This is a genomic window from Synechococcus sp. R50.1, from assembly GCF_047462115.1.
Taxonomy (GTDB): domain Bacteria; phylum Cyanobacteriota; class Cyanobacteriia; order Thermostichales; family Thermostichaceae; genus Thermostichus.
Map to the genome: position 1 here is coordinate 1 of NZ_JANSIN010000030.1, position 17,354 is coordinate 17,354.

Sequence of the window (17,354 nt, forward strand, 5' to 3'; positions counted from 1 at the left end):
TTGTACTTCATCAAAGCGCATTCCTCCCGGCAGTGACCCTACGGGTACAGTGCGGGGCTCCTGCGATTTCTAGCTGACCTTTCAGATCGGGGATCGCTTGGGCTGTGAATCCTCAGATCCTGCTCAATTGTTGCTGACCAACCGGCCCAGCCTGGAATCCAGTTGCACATTCTTTCCTTCCGATTTCACCTACGAAGCCTTGGATCCCCAAGTGTGGGCCGACTACATGGCGGAAGTTCCGGCCTTAGCGCAGATGGCGAATATTTTGCAACCTTATCCTTTCACCTGTGGCATTTATCGCCAAGACGAGGTTTCGTGGTGGATTTGCGCCTTTTGGGCAGCCCAAGAGGACTTGGGAACCAACTTGCTCTTGCGCGCCCACAGAGTCGAAACTTAGGCGCTTGAGCCCTATCTCCTCTCCCTCATCGAGACGGGGATCGGCGTTACCGGAATCAAAGGGGCTGATAGCAGTCGTGGTTTTTATTACCATCTATTTCAACTGATCGCGCTAGCGGGCCAGAGGCCTTAGCAGGAAGCAACCGGTCGTTTGTTTCGCCTTGACGGTGAGATAAATGACTATGCGTTGTGGAACGGTTTATTGCAATTGACCTACTCGCGACCGCTATAGCTGGCTTCCGCCCAGAGCGTGAGCTGGGGGCCTTACGGCACTCCTTCGTAAATCACATAGACTCCGGCGCGCTCAGGCCGAGAATGCCGGTGAGGACGTTAAACAAAACCTGCTGCGTGGCCTGCACCAATTGGATGCGGGCTTGGGCCAAAAGGGGATCCTCTTTCAAGAGCGGCAAAATACGGCAGTTGTCGTAAAACTTGTTGAAATCGGCGGCGATGGCTTCTGCATAGCGGATGATCTTGTGGGGAGCGCGCTCTTCGGCAGCGGCGATCAGCTCATCCGGCAAGGCCAACAAGCGCAGCAGCAGGGCCCGCTCTTCTGGCTCTTTGTAGGGCAGTTTTTGTTGCTCCGTCAAAGGGACTTTGTTGGTCAGTTCAACCTTTTCTTCTTCCTGTAGCCGCCGCAGCAGAGTGCAACAGCGGGCATGGCTGTAGTGAACATACACGACCGGGTTATCGAAAGTTTGCTTGACGGCCAAATCCAAATCGAAGTTGATGGGGCTGTCCATGCTGCTGCTAAGCAAAAACCAGCGGGCTGCATCGACCCCCACGCCAATTTCTGGATCTTCGATCAGGTCATTGAGTGAGACAAAGTTGCCGGTGCGCTTGGACATGCGCACTTCGGTTTTCTCACCGGTTTGCGGGTCGGTTTTGAACAATTTGACAAATTGTCCAATCAAGATTTCCAGCTTGACATCTGGGCTGAAGGCACCCACCGCCGCCTTTAAGCGGCCGATATAGCCATGGTGATCCGAGCCAAGAATGTTGATCAGCCGGTGATATCCCCGCTGCACTTTATCCCGATGGTAGGCAATATCGGCGGCTAGATAAGTGAACGAACCATCGGCCTTTTGCACCACCCGATCCTTGTCGTCGCCAAATTCTTGGGTTTTGAAATAGACGGCCTCTTCGGCCCCTGGCTTGGGATCCTCACCCCGCGGTGCTTTGGCTTTGTAGAGAAAGCCGCGCTCTTGCAGCTCCTGCAAAGCTTGCTGGATGGCGCTCAGGCCTGTCTGGGGATCGGGGGTGTGCAGGCGGCGCTCGCTAAACCAGTGATCAAATTCGGTGCGTAGTTGTTGCAGGGTCTGCTTTTGCCAGGCCAGCATTTCCCCATAGGCAAAATCGGTGTACTCCTCTAGGGTGGTGGGCAGAGGGCGGATCCCGGCTTTCACCTGCTCCAAGAGACGTTGGGCCATCTCAATCAAGTAGGTGCCGTGATAGGCATCTTCCGGCAAAGCGATGTCTTCCCCCTGCAGTTGCCGCACCCGCACCTCGAGGGACTGGCCCAGGAGCCGCATTTGGTTGCCGGCATCGTTGATGTAAAACTCCCGCTCCACCTGGTGCCCCGTCCAGCGCAGCAGGTTGGCCACTGTGGAGCCGACGGCAGCCCAACGCCCATGGCCCACATGCAAAGGCCCCGTCGGGTTGGCGGAGACAAACTCCAGCAGAATGCGCTCGGGATGGGGGGTGGCTGTTTTGCCGAAGTTTTCTCCCAGATGCAGCAGCTCCTGCAGGCGCTCGGCCAAAAAGGGATCCCCCAGCCGGAAGTTGAGATACCCTCCTCCCGCCACCTGAGTTTCGATGTCCGGCAGATCCAAGTGTTTTTGCAGGGTTTGGGCGATCTGGGCCGGTGCTAGGCGGCAGAGCTTGGCCATGCCCAGGGGGGTGGGACAGGCGTAATCGCCGTAGCGAGGGTCGCTGGGGATCTGGATCACGGGGGCAATGGCTGCGGCTTGTGGGGGAGCCAGGGATCCCAGTTGGCCTGCTTCTGCTGCCTGTCGAATGGCCTCAGATACAGCACCGGCGAGAAAGCGAACCAGGGAGGTGGAAGGGGATTGGATGGCCATGGTTGAAGAGGGATACACGTGAGTTAAGAGCAATGGCGATCGGGATCCCTGCGGCAGCAGGAGCACTATCATACCGGCAACGAACCGGCCATGACCAAGGCAGAGTTCTCACCTTGGCTAAAAGGGGATCCCCCAGCAGGTAAAGGTATCCTCAAATACAGAAGTTTGACTCCGCCTTGCTAAGTTGGTTGCTTATAGTCTTCACTCCATTGTTTGCCGCATTCCCGTTTGCGGATCCCTACTGAGCCAGGTGCTGTGGAGCATATAGATATGTCCATCCCGAAATCGTCGCGTCGTCAATTCCTTCAATCTGCTGCTGCGGCTGCCTCTTGGGTTGCCGTTGGAGGGCTAAAGGCGAGGGCTCAGAGCCGCGGGCCGCTTCTGGTTTCCCAGGGACTGACGCCCCTGAAGTTTACCCTCTCTTGGTTGCCCTCTTCGATGGATACCCCCCTTGTAACGGCGATCTTGAAGGGCTACTTCGCCGAAGAGGGGCTGGAGGTCACCTACGAGCGCGGCTATGGCTCCGCCGATTCCATCACCAAGATTGCCGCTGGCCAGTACGACCTGGGGGAAGGGGATCCCTACTCCATGATCGAGTTCAATGCCAAAAATCCGGACGTGCCCTTGGTAGCGATCTATGTCCACTTCAATCGCTCTCCCTTTGGCATCTACACCTTGAAAGATAAGGGCATTGGGGAGCCGGCCCAACTGGCGGGCAAGAAGCTAGGAGCACCGGCAGGGGATGCGCCGCGTCGGCTCTGGCCGGTCTTTGCCAAGCAAGTCGGCATCGATCCGGGCTCGGTGGAGTGGGTAACTATGGAGCCGCAGTTGCGCGAACCTTTCCTCATCCAAGGTCGGGTGGATGCAATCAGCGGCTTTATGACCTCGGCCATGCCCAATTTGGTGCGGGGCGGGGTCAAGCTGGAAGATATTGTTCCCTTCCTTTACAACGACTACGGCCTTGAGCTGTATGGCAATGCGCTCATCACTCGTGTGCAATTGCTGCGTGAGAAGCCTGAGCAATTCAAAGCTTTCTTGCGGGCCTATGTCAAGGGTTGGCAAGACACTATTCGTGATACCGATGGCAATATGTTGGCCCTTCTGGACAAAGCCAAGGCCGACGGACAAGTGCTGGATACGGCAATTGAGAAATTGCGCCTTACCCTGGCAATGCCGCGCCTGTTTGTTACCGATGAGGTGCGACAAATTGGTTTGGGGGATGTAGTGCCTGCTCGTATGGAAACCTCGATTGCTCAGGTGGTGGATGGCTTTGGCTTGCCCACTAAGCCCTCTCTAGAGCAAGTGTTTGATGGAAGTCTGCTCCCACCCAAGTCTGAGCGGATGATTGGATAATCTGGGTTAGGCCAGCAACGATTTTGAAGCCTCTGTCTATTGGCTTGCCGGTGCAGGCCAACTTATCCTGCTTGCTGGGAGGCTATTTCTGGCTGCAGGTGCGGTCTGCGTCCTTATTGGATCCCTCATCCGCGAAGTATCCCCAAAGCTTTTCGTGGCAGGGATCCCAGGCTGCTCCCGAAAGAGGCCGACGGGAGACCTGTTCGCGTTGGTGGATGGGAGACCGGAAGCGGCATGGAGCAGTAGGGGAGTGTCTCGAACTTTGTTTAGGGTTACCCAAGAACGCCGTAAGGCCCCTGCCTTTGGGCATGGGGAGCATGTCAATGAAATCAAACCTGAGAAACAGATGTATTGGGAAGAGTAGCTTAGGGGTGCTTGAAGTCGAGATAGCTTTTCCGATCCCGAAAAAAAGCTGAATAAGTTTGTGGTGCTCAGGGATCCCTTTTAACCTGGAGGGGATCACTAGGGAGTTTAGGCCCTTGGAAACTTTTGTTCTGATTAAGCAAGTTCCCGATCAAAACGCCAAGGCCGGCATCAACAGTGACGGCACGATCGATCGCGCCAAGGCCAAGCGGATGTTAAACCCTTTTGATCGCTATGCACTGGAAGCAGCTCTGCAAACCAAACGGCAACACGGGGCGAGAGTAACGGCAATTACAATGGGGCCACCCCCGGCCATTGAGGTGCTCTACGAGGCCATTGCCCACGGGGTGGATCGGGGTATTTTGATGACCGACCGCCGCTTGGCCGCTTCCGATACCCTAGCCACTGCCTATACTCTGGCCCAGACGGTTCGCTATGCTGGCCGGCCCGATGTGATCTTCTGCGGGCTCCAGACCACCGACGGCGATACGGCCCAGGTGGGGCCGCAGTTGGCGGAGCGGTTGGGGATCCCTCAGGTCACCTATTGCGAAGCCTTCGAGATTCGGGATGGGATCCTGGTGGCGCGGCGGGCCATTGAAGGGGGATCCCAAATCGTAATGGTGCCCCTGCCGGTTTTGATTACGGTGGCCAATTCCGCTCGGCGTTTGGCCTACCCCACTCTACGGGGTGTGCAGCGGGTGCAGCGGCTAATGCGGGATGAGGCGGCACGGGCCGAGGCGATCCAGATCCTCAACTTGGACGATGTGGGGGCAGACCCGGAGCGCTGCGGTCTCAAGGGATCTCCGACCATCGTGGCTGCCACCGAAAAAGTGGGGGAAATTGGCGGCAACTGTCAGATCTTTCAAGGGCAGTCCGTCCCCCAACTGGTCAACCAACTGACCCAGGCCGTTGACCTCTTCCGCTACGCGGCAACTTCCTAGATCTTCTGCCTTGCATCCCTCTGGCCAATTCTTATCTCCATCACCTTTCAATCCTCATCGTCTCATCTATCGATCCCAGGGTGGCTAGCCGGCGAAAGCTCCCGGTTTTGGGCAGTGAAAAGTTAACTCAGAAAGACTCTGCTGACCTCGTCGCAATTGCAACACCCAAGATTGCCCTCGACCCGATTCAATCCCGATCTCAACCTAGGAGTCACAGTTTTATGGATCGCAAGCGGATAGTGGTCTTCGCGGAGCAGGTGAATGGGGAATTGCAGCCCATCGGCTTAGAGTTGTTGGGGGCCGGGCGGCGGCTGGCCGATAAGCTGGGAGCCACCTTGAGCGCTCTTGTGCTTGGATACAACATTGCCCACTTGCCCCCAATTCTGATCGGCCACGGGGCAGATCAAGTCTTCATCGCCGATCATCCGGAGTTGGCCGAATACCGCACCTTGCCCTACCGCCGGGTGATCACGGACTTGATCAAAAGCTGGCCCCAACCACCCCACACCATCCTGCTGGGATCCACCACCACCGGGCGAGATCTGGCCCCTCGCTTGGCCGCCCACCTGGAGACCGGCCTGACCGCTGACTGCACCGAGCTGGACATTGGCCCCTTCGAGTACACCAACAGCAAAGATCCCAGCAAGTCCGGCCTCTTCCCCGACTGCCTTTATGCCATCCGGCCCAGCTTTGGCGAATCTCTCAAGGCTCGCATCCTTGGCCCCTGGAAAAACCCCCAAATGGCCACGGTGCGCCCAGGGGTGATGGTGCCTCTGCCCTGGGATGGATCCCGCCAGGGGGACGTGATCCCGGTGCCGGTCAACTTGGATCCCGGCGATCTGCGCCTGCAGATTGTGGAAACGGTGCGCAACCTGTCCCAGGCGGTAGATCTCACCCGCGCCAAGGTGATCGTTTCCGGCGGCTACGGGCTGGGATCCCCAGAGGGATTTGAGCTGTTGAAGGAGTTAGCCGCTTGTTTTCCCAACAGCGCCGTCGGCTCCTCCCGCAAGGCCGTGGATTCTGGGTGGATCCCCTACGCCCATCAAGTGGGCCAAACCGGCAAGACCGTCCGACCTCAGCTCTACATTGCCTGCGGCATTTCCGGAGCCATCCAGCATCGCGTGGGCATGGACAAATCCCAGACGATCATCGCCATCAACAAAGACAGCTCTGCCCCCATCTTCAAATTTGCCCACTACGGTATCGTCGGGGATCTCTACCAGGTGGTACCCGAACTGATCCGTCAGATCCAGCAGGTCAAGTACCCCCAGCTAAAGGTGGGGGCTTGTGGAAGTAAGGTCTAGCCAGCCTGAAACCCCAAGGGCAAGGAAAGACTAGCCTGCCCAAGCAACCCAGTCATGGAGGGCGATTGAAGGGGACTGAGCCGACTGGGCGTGGCAGCCCACAGTACGTAGCGAATGCTTCCCTAGTTGGCTACCTCTACGTTGGTCAGTGGCGAAGGGACGTACATACTCCGAGTAGGAGACTTACCGCATGTTTGTGCCTGTCGTAGACCACAACCAAAACCCGCTCATGCCGACCACACCCAGTCGAGCCAGAAGGTGGATTAAGACCGGCAAGGCTACTCCCTTTTGGAAGAGAGGGGTGTTTTGAGTCCGGCTTAACGTGGAGCCTTCTGACCGGCAAACCCAACCCATAGCCGTCGGCATTGACCCAGGGAGCAAGAAAGAGGGGTGGTCGGTTAAATCCGCCGCACAGACCTACCTGAACCTCCAAGCGGACGCGGTCACCTGGGTGAAGGAGCATGTCGAACAACGGCGCATCATGCGTCGAGCGCGACGGTATCGCCAAACGCCCTGTCGTCAACCCAGGTTTAATCGCGCCAGGGGTGGGTTGCCCCCTTCCACCAAGGCTCGCTGGCAGTGGAAGCTACGTCTGGCTCGGTGGCTAAGCCAGTTGTTTCCCGTATCCGTATTTGTGGTTGAGGACATTAAGGCGAAGACCCGTGGCAAGCGCCGCTGGGACGTGTCTTTCTCTCCCTCAGAGGTGGGTAAGCAATGGTTCTATCGGCAGCTAGCCAATCTGGGACAGGTACTAACCCGCTCAGGGTGGGAAACCCAGCAGATGCGGGATGCCTTGGGTTTGCAGAAAACCAACAAAAAGACCGCCGAAGTGTTTGCGGCCCACTGCGTGGATGCGTGGGTGTTAGCCAACTCCGTGACCGGGGGGCACCTGCAGCCGGACAATCAGCAGATGCTTATGGTCGTTCCTCTGCGGTTTCATCGTCGTCAACTGCATCGTTTGCAACCGGGCAAAGGTGGGAAAAGACTTTCCTACGGGGGTATGCTGAGCTTAGGTTTGAGGCGGGGTAGTTTAGTGCGCCACCCCAAGTTTGGGCTCACCTTTGTCGGAGGCAGTTCTGCTGGAAGAGTAAGTCTGCATCGGTTGGAGGATGGGAAAAGGCTAACCCAGAGCGCCAGGAAAGAAGACGTAAAGTGTTTGAGCTTCTGTTCTTGGAGGTTCTACAGAAGAAACAAATAAAGCCGACCTAAAGGGCAGGGATTCTTTTCCGGGTTGCAGGATGATTCCCACTTCCTGGGCTACACCACTCTTGCGAGTGGTGGGGGATGCCATGACCCCAACTGCTGGGATGAACTCCCAGATACTTTTCCTGTTGACACTGCGCCATAGCACAAAGCCGCCCTAGTCGCGTCAGCGGGCCGTAGGCCCTAGGGCAGGGCTTGCAACCCAGTTTTCTTGGTCATAGATTGTGTTCATGGGATCCGCATACCGTTGTTGGCTGAGCTTGATCTGTCTGGTGTTGGTGGGATGCTGCTGGGGATCCCCGGCGTTGGCTGCCCATTCGTTGCCCTCCACAGTGGCAGAGGCGGCTCAGGTGTCGCCCCAGCTCGCTCGCGATGGGGGTATAGAGCACCTTTCCCTGACCGTAGCGCGGCAGCGGCTGGAAGCCATTGCCGAGGCCATGCGCTCAATTCGCCTGTGCAACCGGCCCAACTGCCGTTACCGAGATATCGCTGTGGAGGTGTCGGTTCACGATGGTGGTGCAGAGCCCTTCTACGAGGGCAGCATCGACGCCATGATCGACCGTCCTTCCGGCAGCTTGGATAGAGCCCACTACCGGCTGCAGTTTCGCCAGGGGCGCTGGCAGTTGCTGGGGGGCGAAGAGGTGTCCGATGTCTCTTCCTTTTTCTTTGAGGGAGATACCTACGAGGTGTTCAGCGCCTACGGCACCCGCAGTCACAAAGCCAAGTTGGCAGATGCCGGCAGTAACCTGCGCGTGGGCTATCGGGAGCTGTATTACCGCGTTTTCGACCGGGGCCAAGAGCGTTTGCACTAGCGGTGCGGAGCATGATGAGAGGCCGGCAACACACCCTAGCCAGCTCTATTTCTCTGGAAGGCGTTGGCCTGCACACCGGCCTGCCGATTCGCTGCAGCCTGCATCCAGCTCCTGTCGGCAGCGGTCGGGTGTTTGTGCGGGTGGATCGACCGGGATCCCCTGAGATCCCGGCCCAGTTGGGATCCCTGGCCCCTGCCCATCTCTGCACCCTGCTGCAGCAGGGATCCCCCTCTGTTCAAGTGCAGACGGTGGAACACCTGCTGGCCGCCCTTTACATCCTGGGCATTGACAACTGCCGCATCGAGGTGGAGGGGCCAGAGCTGCCGATTCTGGATGGCTCTGCCCTGCCCTTTGTAGAGGCCATTGCCCAGGTCGGGATCCAGGCCCAAGATCAGCCAGCCCTGCTGGGGGTGATCCAAGAACCGGTCACTGTCTGGGCGGGGGAAGCCTTTGTCAGCGCCCTCCCCCATCCTACAGCCCGCTTTACCTATGGCATCGATTTTGCCGATTGCCCGATTGGAGAACAGTGGCTGAGCTGGAGGGAGAACAGGCCGGATTTTGTCCAGTCCATTGCGCCGGCCCGCACCTTCGCCCGCCAGCAGGATGTGGAGCTGGCCCGGGAACGGGGGCTAATCCAGGGGGGCAGCCTGGAAAATGCCATTGTCTGTAGCCAAACCGAGTGGTTGGGGCCATTGCGCTACCCAGATGAGCCGGTGCGCCATAAGCTGATAGATTTACTAGGAGATCTCAGCCTCCTGGGCTGCCGACTGCAGGGGCACATTGTGGCCTACAAGGCGGGCCATGCCCTGCACCACCGTTTGGCCGAGCAGTTGCTCAAGAGTGGATCCCTGCTGATCCATGAAGAGCAAGGGGGAGAAAGAGATCCGGTTGCGTAGCCACAACCCTGCCATCCTCAGGTGCGACAGCGGTGCCGAGCACTTTTCTTCAAGGGGATCCGCTCTATTGGAATCTCTTGATCTCTTCTCCGTAGATCCCTGGGTGCTCTTTTGGCTGAGTTCTGGCCTGCTTCCTCCCCATCCGGGGTTTCAGTTTTGTCTTCTGTCTCCACGGGTTCACCATGGCCTCTGATGTCTCCCCTCCTCCCCTTCTCTCGGCTGAGGCAGCCGCTCAATTGGCAACTGCTCCCCCTGTCTTCACAACGGAGCAGATTTTGGAGATCTTGCCCCATCGCTATCCTTTTTTGCTGGTGGATCGGGTTGTGGAGTATCAACCGGGGCAACGGGCAGTGGGCCTGAAAAACGTCACCTTCAACGAGCCCTTTTTTCAGGGGCATTTCCCCAACCGACCCATCATGCCCGGCGTCCTGATCGTCGAGGCTATGGCCCAGGTAGGGGGGATCGTGTTGACCAAGTTGCCGGACGTGGCCGGGCGCTTGGCCCTGTTTGCCGGGATCGATGGTGTTCGCTTTCGCCGCCCGGTGCTGCCGGGGGATCAACTGCTGCTCTCTGCCGACTTGCTCACCATTCGCCAGAGGCGCATTGGCAAGATGTTCTGCCGCGCTCAGGTGGGAGGGCAACTGGTGACCGAGGGGGAACTGATGTTTTCCCTGGTGGATTGAGGGACAAACAGCGGCCATCCGAGAGGCGCTCTGCTGTGGGTCTTCTCACCAATTGAGATAAAGTGTTGGCATAGGGAGATGGCTCGGGGACTGCTTGCGCCTTTCTGTCGGGATACGGTAGACATATTGCTGCGTTGGGGTGGCAGCCTATTGGTCACGATGGCGGAGCGTAGCTCTAAGGTTGATCTCCCCCGGAGTCAAGCCTTGGTGATCCTTCGCGGGGTTGGGAGCGTAACCACAGTTGCTGGCTAGGTTGGAAATGAGTTCGTTCGCTTCAGCGGGATCCACTCCCAACGCCTCTGCAAGTGCGCCGCACCGCTCACGCGAGCGGATTCATCCCACCGCGGTGATCCATCCGAAAGCTGAGCTACACGAGACGGTGCAGGTTGGCCCGTATGCGGTGATCGGCGAGCATGTTCGTATCGCTGCCCATACGGTGGTGGGAGCCCATGTGGTGATCGATGGCTGGACGGAAATCGGCGAGGACAACCACATTTTTCCGGGAGCAGTTGTGGGCACCGAGCCTCAGGATCTGAAGTACAGCGGCGCCCCCTCTCAAGTGGTGATCGGCAGAGGCAATCGCATCCGCGAGTTTGTCACCATCAACCGGGCCACCAATGAAGGGGAAGCCACCCTGATCGGAGATCACAACCTGCTGATGGCCTACACCCATGTCGCCCACAACTGCGTCATCGAAAATCAGGTGGTGATTACCAATGCTGTCTCTTTGGCCGGCCACATCCACATCGAGTCTCAAGCCCGCATCGGCGGCATGGTCGGGATCCACCAGTTCACCCGCATCGGGCGCTTGGCCATGGTGGGGGCGATGAGCCGGGTTGACCGCGACGTTCCCCCCTACATGTTGGTGGAAGGACATCCAGCCCGCATTCGCGGTCTGAATTTGGTGGGGTTGCGGCGAGCCAAAGGGATGGAGGGATCCCTGCCCTTGCTGCGGCAGGTCTACCGATTTTTGTACCGCTCAGGGTTGCCTTTGGAAAAAGCGCTGCAAACACTGCGCAGCAGCCTGTGTGTCGTTTGTAACAGCGGTGCGGAGGGAGAGCGCCATGTCCTTTCCCTACAGGGGAAAGAGTGGGTGGACGAGACGGGATCCCTGCAACATCTGCTGCAATTTTTGGAAGACTCCCTCTCCCAGCCCCAACGACGTGGCCCTCTGCCGGCCCTGCGCGGGAGGGGGGAAGATCCGCCGGTGCAGAGCACTTCAGAGCTGGATGACTAAAGATTGGGGTCGGGAGCGTAGCTCTAGTGAGCCACCTGTTCATCTGCACGGGCGAGGTCTCAGGGGATCTGCAGGCCAGCCATCTGATTGAAGAATTGCTGCGCCAACGCCCTCAGCTGCGCATCACCGCCGTGGGAGGGGAGCGCATGGCTGCTGCGGGGGCCCGTCTGTTGCACCGCACCACCGAGATCAGCTCTGTTGGCATTTTAGAGGCTCTTCCCTTTGTCGGCCCCGCCCTCTGGACGGAGTGGAAGATTCGCCGCTTTTTGGCCCAAGACCCGCCAGATGTGGCCGTGCTGGTGGACTACATCGGCGTCAACAGCCGCATTGCCCGTCTGCTGCAACGGCGGCAGATCCCTGCCGTCTATTACATTGCTCCCCAAGAGTGGGTGTGGTCGCAGGATGCCCGCCTCACCTACCAACTGGCCCAGCAGATGCGGCTGATGTTGGCGATTTTCCCTGAGGAAGCCCGCTACTACGCGGCGGCAGGAGCCCATGTCCAGTATGTGGGCCATCCCCTGTTGGATATTTTGGCCGCTGTGCCCAGCCGTGCTGCCGCCAGAGCCCAGTTGGGGATCCCTGCCGAAGCCACGGTGGTGGTGGTGGTGCCGGCTTCGCGTCGGCAAGAGCTGCGCTCGGTTCTGCCTGTCTTGCTCAAGGCGGCTCAGTTGTTGCAAGCTCACCTGCCTCAGGCGCAGTTTTGGGTGCCCCTGGCCTCGCCCCGTTTTGCTGCCCCGATTGCGCGGGCTGCCCGCCGCCTTGAGCTCAACCTCACCCTTTTGGATCCCCAAGCTCTGCCCTTCTTCTCCCCCCACAAAGCTCATCACCTCGCCTTGGCAGCGGCTGATTTGGTGTTGGCCAAGTCGGGCACGGTGAACTTGGAGACGGCCATCTTAGGGATCCCCCAGGTGGTGATCTATCGCCTTAACCCCATCACCTTCTGGATCGCCCGCCATTGGCTGAGGGTGTCGGTGCCCTTCATGTCTCCGCCCAACCTGGTGCAGATGCGCCCCATTGTGCCGGAGTTGCTGCAGGAGCAGGCCCAGCCGGAGAAGATCGCCCAACTGGCACTGGAGTTGCTAACTCGGCCCGAACGCAAAGCCCAACTGCAAGCCGACTACGCCGCGATGCGGGCAGCCCTAGGAGAACCCGGCGTTCTGGCTCGCGCTGCCAAGGCCATCCTAGAGGTGTTGGATGGCGCAGCCGGCCCCCAGCGGCATCCCTTTTGCCGCTAGCTCCGGTGACCCAGCACCTGGGGCACGGCCCGTCCTCCCGCCAAGGCTGCTGTTGAATCCGCCTCTTCCAGATACTCAGCATCTTGGTTGACCCGCCACCCATCGTAGCGCCGTTCCCCCGCCACAATGTTGCGAGCGGCCAAAAGGCCCGTCATCATGGCGTGATCCTGGTTATTGTAGCGGTGCATGCCGTTGCGGCCTGCCACCTGCAAATTGGGCAGTGCTTCTTCCAAAAAGGTTCGAATGGTCTGGATGTGAGCTTGATAGCCGTGATTGTAAACCGGGTAGGCTTTCGGGGCGCGAATGACTGTGCCGCCCAAAACCTTTGCCTTCCCCAGCAGGCCCAACCGCTGCAATTCCAGCGTTGCCAAGGCCATCAAATCCCCATCGGTTTGTCCCCAAAAGGGATCCGTCGCTGAGCAAAAATACTCCAAACCCAAGCAGGTGACCGAGGGATCCGGAACCATGTCCGCGCTCCAATTCTTGAAGTTTTGGATACGCCCCACCCGCACCGAGGGATCGTGAATGTAGATCCAGTGATCTGGAAATAGGTTGGGCTCATCCACCAGCAAAGCCACCGTCAAAAAATCCCGATACCGCAGTTGTTCGGCAGCCTCTCGCACCGGCTCCGGTGCTGCAGTTACCAAAGCCCGCACCAGAGAGCGCAGCGGCATGGTGGAAATGAACTGCTCGCCGGTCACCCAAAAGGTCTCTCCCCCTTGAGAACAGGCTTGTACAGCTTGAACTCCGGCCCGGTTCCAGTGGATTGCCGTAACCTTGCGATCCAGTTGTACCGGCTGCCCGGCTTCTGCCAGCAAGGTTTGAACGCGCTCCCACATCTGGCCTGGCCCTAGGCGAGGATAGCGAAAGCGATCGATCAGGGTTTTGATCACCCCCTCTCGGTTGGGGAAAAAGGTTTTACGGATCAAAGAAGCCATCGACAGACCCTTGATCCGCTGGGCTGCCCAGTCGGCGCTGATCTCGTGACAAGGGATCCCCCACACTTTCTCGGTGTAGGTCTTAAAAAAAGTGCGATACAGCCGTTCCCCAAATTGGTTAATGACCCAATCTTCAAAAGATACAGGATTGGGCCTGGGAAAGAGGCGCGCCTTTAGGTAACTGAGCAGACAGAGACTGGTAAACCCTGGCCCCAGTTTGGCAAAAACATCCGTAGGTCGAATTGGATAATCAAAGAAAACACCTCGGTAAAAAATGTGGGAAAGCCGACGGCAAACCTGCATTTCCGAGCCCAAAATCTCCGTCCACAGAGCCTCAATTTCCGCCGACTTGGAGAAAAAGCGGTGTCCACCGATATCAAAGCGATAGCCTTGGTAGGTTACAGTGCGGGATAGCCCCCCTACCTGCACCGGATCCGCTTCCAAAACCGTTACCGGGTAGCCCTGCTTATTCAGCTCGTAGGCGGCACTCAATCCAGCTGGCCCCGCCCCGATCACCACTGTGGACTGCACTCTGGATAGCTGCCTTGAGGTACCATCTGGTAGTGGGGTCATTTCCTCAGAAATGTTCTCAGAAACAGTCATGGCAACTTCTCACACCACCTCGTCAATCCTAACGGAAATAGGTCTGTTCAAGGGATCCCCGGCCTGGGCGCGAAAGTGCTATGCCTACGGCACCCCGTCGGGAACCGCACCGCTAACGCGAAAGATTAAGCTGGAGACAGATTAGAGATCCCTTTTGTGTGCAAAGAAAGCCTTGGTGCTTCGCACCGCCGTCGCGAATGGCCGACTCTGTGGAGTGAATTTTGTGCAATCTCCCCCCATCCCCAATCCTGGACATCTGCTGACAAATGCTTCGCCGACAGTACTGTTGGCCGATGACGACCCATGCATACGCGGGTACTTGACCCACCTGTTGGTTCATGAAGGCTATCAAGTGGCAGAGGCTGAAGACGGCGACCAAGCCTTGCTGCTCTTCGGTCAAACTCAGCCTCAAATTGCCCTGCTGGACGCCCTCATGCCCGGCACGGATGGGTTCGAGTGTTGCCGCCGCCTGCGGGCTTTGGATGCGAATCTGCCCTGCTTGATGATTACCTCGCTCGAGGATCAAGCTTCCGTAGACAAAGCCTTTGCTGCCGGAGCCAGCGACTACATGACCAAGCCCATTCACTGGCCGATAATGCGTCAGCGCATCCAACACCTGATCAAGGCCCGCCAGAACTTGTTGAACCTACGCCAACAGGTGGCCCGCGAGCAAGCCCTGAACCGCATCGTCCGAGCCATTCCCACTTCTTTGCAGTTGGATCAAATCCTTGCTGCCGTCACCCGCGAGATAGGCCATCTGCTAGAGGCGGATCGGGTAAGCATCAGCATCTATCAGCCTCAGCAACAGCATTGGCGCATTGTCTCCGAGTACAGCACTCAACAGGATGGCTACCTGGGCTGTCTCATTCCCGATTCCGAAAGCCCCATTGCCCAGCAACTGAAGCAGGGGAAAGTGATGTTGCTGGAGGCAGCCGACCAAGCCAAAGACTGGGTCTACATCTCTGCCATGGCCAAAGCCTATCCTGGCAGTTGGCTGCTGGTACCGCTCTACGGTGGCGAAAACCCCGAATCTGGCCCGACCCACCCCACCCTTTGGGGCAGCCTGTGCCTGCAACTGAAAACGGCACGTCCCGGTTGGTTGGCCACCAATCAGGATCTGATCTTGGCCTTGGCCGATCACCTCTCCATTGCCATTCAGCAGGCGGAATTGTTCCAACAGGTTCAGGAGCTGAACCGCACCCTGGAAGAAAAGGTACAGGCCCGCACCGCCCAACTGGATCGCCAGGTACAGGAATTGCAGCGGCTGGATTGCCTAAAAAATGACTTCCTTAGCACGGTGTCCCACGAGCTGCGCACTCCTCTTTCCAACATGAAAATGGCCATCCGCCTGCTCAGCGCCGTTCTGCTGCCTGCTCAGGGCGCTGCCCGATCCCCGGATCCGGCCAAGATCTCTCAGTACTTGAAGGTGTTGGACAACGAATGCGAGCGGGAGATCAAACTGGTCGAGGATCTGCTGGAACTGCAGCAGTTAGAGGTGCTCAAGGGACTCCGTCCCGCTAACGCGAACGGTTCACAGCGGCCCTGCTGGTTGGAGCTGCAAGAGTGGTTGCCCCAGATCGCGGAGCCCTTTGCTCAGGAGGCCCATAGCCGCCATCAGCGCTTCAGCCTTGGGATCCCTCCAGGACTGCCTGCCATTTTTACTCTGCCGGGAGTGCTAAAGTCGGTGCTGGCGGAATTGCTGAAAAATGCATGTAAATTCACCCCTGCTGAGCACCTGATCAGCCTTCAGGCCATGTACCATCCCGACCACCTGGAAATCCAAGTCCTCAACACCGGCGTAACCATTCCCTTGGAAGAGCAAAAGCGGGTATTTGAGAAGTTCTATCGGGTGCCCAGCGCGGATCCCTGGCGGCAAGGGGGGACAGGGTTGGGGTTGGCCCTTGTGCGGCAGCGGGTAAGCCTGTTGCAAGGAAGCATTCACCTCAACAGCGAGGCCAATCGCACCTGTTTTACTTTGCGGCTGCCTCAGGTTCTCCCTGTCTTTGGCCAAGGCAAGCCAGCTCAGCCTAGGGTGTAGGCGTCGGGGTGGCCGGCTTTGGAGAGTTGGAAGCTTCCCCTTCCTGCAAAACTTCTTGCAAGCGGGCCCGAACCCGCTGGTTGAGAACAGGATTTTCGTTGGCCAAGGTCATCAATTCGCGGTATTGAAGCACCGTCAGCCCTTGCTCTTCAACAATGCGGCTGGCTTGGGTTTCTGTGCGCCGCATAATTTGCTCGTACTCTTCCTCGTTCTGGGTTTCCCGCAGTTGGGCGCTGGCTTCCCGAATCAGGGGATCCAACTCCAACAAAATCCGCACCAACTGTTCCACCTGGGCATCGGTGACTTGCTCTGGGGTCAGGGCTGGAGATGCCACAGGGCTAGGAGTTGCTGTGGCCGGAGCCCCCCCCGAAGTCGGAGAGGCAGTTGCAGCAGGGCCAGGCGACGGGGTTGCTCCCTGTGCCCAAGCCGGCAGGGATCCCAGGCTGAGTCCCAGACCCATCAGCAACGCGAATTTCATCATGCCCAAAACTCCCCAAACCCAGACAAGATAGACCTAAGCCCTTGAGGTGCAGCCAAACCTGAAGCCAGACTAGCAAGATGCCTGAATTCCGTCTAATCGGTTCAACGCAGTCCTGGCAGCCCATCAAGCCCATTCCAGCTTGCCGGTCACCTGGCGCGGGATCTATCCAATCCCTACGGTACCAGAACTCCTCACTCCAGGGCTCCCAGGATGAACTCGCGAAAGGGCTGTGTGGACATGCTGGGGATCTGCAGTGGATCTCTTGTAGAAACAAGAAGTTGGTTGTACAGTCTTACATGCGCTGTTCAACGGTAGCCCGGCACCGGAGTGCCCCTTTCTCTCCTCGGTTGAGCAGCTCCAGACTTGCAGCATTGGCAATTGACTTAGCACTTCAGCCCAAAGGGGGTTGTCTTGAAGCTGAGCTTAGGTATATGTTCTGTTGAGTATCGTTTTTGTTAATGTTAGGCTAGGGGCCAGATTTGATGCGGATCTCCCACATCGGCATCTGACTTTCTTCGCAGGTGTCAGAGCCCGTGGATCCCCTATCAATATCAGCAGTCAACCTAGCAAACGCCCAATCGCCAGCTCTCTTTGCAGGCGATTGTTGGAGGATTTTTTGTTCGGAGAAAGGTTCCCGATTAGATTTTTTTGGGCGCGTCCATAAGTAACCCTTCAAGGGCTTTGAGGGCGACTGCTGTCTTTATTGCCTTTGTAAAAGATGATAACAAAAATGGGTAAAAGTTATTGCTTTTCTTAAGCAGCGCTGATATATTCTTTGCGGTTGCGGTTG

General features: G+C 57.9%; 14 protein-coding genes and 1 pseudogene. 12 read left to right on the forward strand and 3 right to left on the reverse strand.

What is annotated here, in order from left to right:
* Window positions 1–127 precede the first annotated feature (127 nt).
* Window positions 128–397, forward strand: a complete 270-nt coding sequence (locus NW870_RS08735; RefSeq protein ID WP_414374892.1) for a hypothetical protein — start codon at window positions 128–130, stop codon at window positions 395–397.
* A gap of 283 nt (window positions 398–680) precedes the next feature.
* Here the strand turns inward: NW870_RS08735 and argS are convergent, their stop codons facing one another.
* Window positions 681–2,477: an arginine--tRNA ligase gene (gene argS, locus NW870_RS08740; RefSeq protein WP_414374920.1), complete on the reverse strand. Its 1,797-nt coding sequence runs from the start codon at window positions 2,475–2,477 to the stop codon at window positions 681–683.
* A gap of 270 nt (window positions 2,478–2,747) precedes the next feature.
* On the opposite strand from argS, the gene NW870_RS08745 reads away from it, so the two are divergent.
* From NW870_RS08745 to lpxB, 9 genes and pseudogenes are all read left to right on the forward strand, one after another.
* Entirely contained in the window at window positions 2,748–3,830 is a 1,083-nt protein-coding gene (locus NW870_RS08745; protein WP_414374894.1) for an ABC transporter substrate-binding protein, read from the forward strand.
* 479 nt (window positions 3,831–4,309) lie between these two features.
* A complete protein-coding gene (locus tag NW870_RS08750; RefSeq protein WP_414331223.1) occupies window positions 4,310–5,134 on the forward strand; it encodes an electron transfer flavoprotein subunit beta/FixA family protein in 825 nt (274 codons plus the stop codon).
* A gap of 221 nt (window positions 5,135–5,355) precedes the next feature.
* Window positions 5,356–6,438 carry an electron transfer flavoprotein subunit alpha/FixB family protein gene (locus NW870_RS08755; RefSeq protein ID WP_414374896.1) on the forward strand — a complete coding sequence of 361 codons (1,083 nt, stop codon included), beginning with the start codon at window positions 5,356–5,358 and terminating at the stop codon, window positions 6,436–6,438.
* A gap of 190 nt (window positions 6,439–6,628) precedes the next feature.
* Window positions 6,629–7,636 (forward strand): annotated as a pseudogene (locus NW870_RS08760) (RRXRR domain-containing protein).
* 235 nt (window positions 7,637–7,871) lie between these two features.
* The gene (locus tag NW870_RS08765; RefSeq protein WP_414355589.1) at window positions 7,872–8,453 is read left to right on the forward strand and encodes a hypothetical protein; all 582 of its coding nucleotides are present in this window, start codon (window positions 7,872–7,874) and stop codon (window positions 8,451–8,453) included.
* A gap of 14 nt (window positions 8,454–8,467) precedes the next feature.
* Window positions 8,468–9,349 (forward strand): UDP-3-O-acyl-N-acetylglucosamine deacetylase, encoded by an 882-nt coding sequence (gene lpxC, locus NW870_RS08770; RefSeq protein WP_414355597.1) that lies wholly within the window; start codon window positions 8,468–8,470, stop codon window positions 9,347–9,349.
* 182 nt (window positions 9,350–9,531) lie between these two features.
* On the forward strand, window positions 9,532–10,032 hold the full coding sequence (fabZ, locus tag NW870_RS08775) for a 3-hydroxyacyl-ACP dehydratase FabZ (protein ID WP_414355588.1): 501 nt from the start codon (window positions 9,532–9,534) through the stop codon (window positions 10,030–10,032).
* A gap of 259 nt (window positions 10,033–10,291) precedes the next feature.
* On the forward strand, window positions 10,292–11,269 hold the full coding sequence (lpxA, locus tag NW870_RS08780; protein ID WP_414374898.1) for an acyl-ACP--UDP-N-acetylglucosamine O-acyltransferase: 978 nt from the start codon (window positions 10,292–10,294) through the stop codon (window positions 11,267–11,269).
* Window positions 11,270–11,295: 26 nt separating this feature from the next.
* A complete protein-coding gene (gene lpxB, locus NW870_RS08785; protein ID WP_414374900.1) occupies window positions 11,296–12,504 on the forward strand; it encodes a lipid-A-disaccharide synthase in 1,209 nt (402 codons plus the stop codon).
* Here the strand turns inward: lpxB and NW870_RS08790 are convergent.
* On the reverse strand, window positions 12,501–13,973 hold the full coding sequence (locus NW870_RS08790) for an NAD(P)/FAD-dependent oxidoreductase (protein ID WP_414374902.1): 1,473 nt from the start codon (window positions 13,971–13,973) through the stop codon (window positions 12,501–12,503). The genes lpxB and NW870_RS08790 overlap by 4 nt on opposite strands.
* Before the next feature lie 70 nt (window positions 13,974–14,043).
* On the opposite strand from NW870_RS08790, the gene NW870_RS08795 reads away from it, so the two are divergent.
* Window positions 14,044–14,190 carry a hypothetical protein gene (locus NW870_RS08795; RefSeq protein ID WP_414374904.1) on the forward strand — a complete coding sequence of 49 codons (147 nt, stop codon included), beginning with the start codon at window positions 14,044–14,046 and terminating at the stop codon, window positions 14,188–14,190.
* Between the two features lie 9 nt (window positions 14,191–14,199).
* A complete protein-coding gene (locus NW870_RS08800) occupies window positions 14,200–16,083 on the forward strand; it encodes a response regulator (RefSeq protein ID WP_414374906.1) in 1,884 nt (627 codons plus the stop codon).
* Here the strand turns inward: NW870_RS08800 and NW870_RS08805 are convergent.
* Window positions 16,073–16,564, reverse strand: coding sequence for a DUF4168 domain-containing protein (locus tag NW870_RS08805; RefSeq protein WP_414374908.1), 492 nt, complete (start codon window positions 16,562–16,564; stop codon window positions 16,073–16,075). The two genes, NW870_RS08800 and NW870_RS08805, sit on opposite strands and share 11 nt — an antisense overlap.
* Window positions 16,565–17,354 lie beyond the last annotated feature (790 nt).